The organism is Romboutsia sp. 13368 (assembly GCF_018336475.1).
Lineage (GTDB): Bacteria > Bacillota > Clostridia > Peptostreptococcales > Peptostreptococcaceae > Romboutsia.
This window is the reverse complement of sequence record NZ_CP048741.1, coordinates 847264-848082: the sequence shown is the minus strand read 5'-3', so window position 1 is coordinate 848082 and position 819 is coordinate 847264. Positions and strand designations below refer to the sequence as shown.

At 26.4% G+C, this 819-nt stretch carries 2 protein-coding genes; one reads left to right on the top strand and one right to left on the bottom strand.

Annotation, left to right across the window (positions count from 1 at the left end):
- The first annotated feature begins 110 nt into the window (after positions 1 to 110).
- Positions 111 to 446: a C-GCAxxG-C-C family (seleno)protein gene (locus G3997_RS03475; protein ID WP_296648165.1), complete on the top strand. Its 336-nt coding sequence runs from the start codon at positions 111 to 113 to the stop codon at positions 444 to 446.
- A gap of 179 nt (positions 447 to 625) precedes the next feature.
- Here the strand turns inward: G3997_RS03475 and G3997_RS03470 are convergent, their stop codons facing one another.
- Positions 626 to 796 (bottom strand): hypothetical protein, encoded by a 171-nt coding sequence (locus G3997_RS03470; RefSeq protein ID WP_296648163.1) that lies wholly within the window; start codon positions 794 to 796, stop codon positions 626 to 628.
- Between the last annotated feature and the right edge of the window lie 23 nt (positions 797 to 819).

The following is an 819-nucleotide window of genomic DNA, read 5'->3' as shown; positions in this document are numbered from 1 at the left end:
AAGATSGTTAAGTTAAGAAAAGATAGACAAAATTAAAATAAGAATATTGAACTTAAATAATAAAATTATCTATTATAATTATAGAAACTTATAATTTTAGGAGGGATATAATGACTAAACCATCAATATATCATAGCCAAGGATATAATTGTGCAGAGGCATTAATAAAATCATATAACGAAGAGCATCATACAAATATACCTGTTTCTTTAGGAAGTGGAATGGGATCGGGAGCAACTGTAGGAAGTTTATGTGGAGCTATAAATGCAGCAGTGCTAGTTATAGGATTTTTAAAGGGAAGAAATAGTGAGTTAGAAGCTAATGAAGCTAGAGCATATTCTAACAAATTAATGAAAATAATTAGAGAAAAGTATAATAGTGAAATGTGCATTGATTTAAAAAGAAATAAAATTGGATGTGATGAAATAATAGATTTCAGTGTGTAGATAATTTTGTGTATTCTATACCAAAATTAAAGAACAATAATTATTTATTTTGAAAGGCTATGACTATAAATTCATAGCCTTTTTTAGGTATTTTTTCCATTTTTGCAAAAAGAGATACCCCTCTAATAAAAAATCATAGATTTTTTTGAAACTACATATTTAAAGATGACATTCTATCATCAAAATATATACTTAAATGAGTTTCTGCTATTTCTAATAGTAGCCTTATAAGTTGGTATATAAAGATTACTTCCACCATACATCCTAACTATCTCTAAATACTTCTCATCCCCTACAATTTCATATAACAACTCTAAATGCTCATATACATCTTCTTTTCTTATCTTCATTTTATCCCYCCAAAATTTAATAC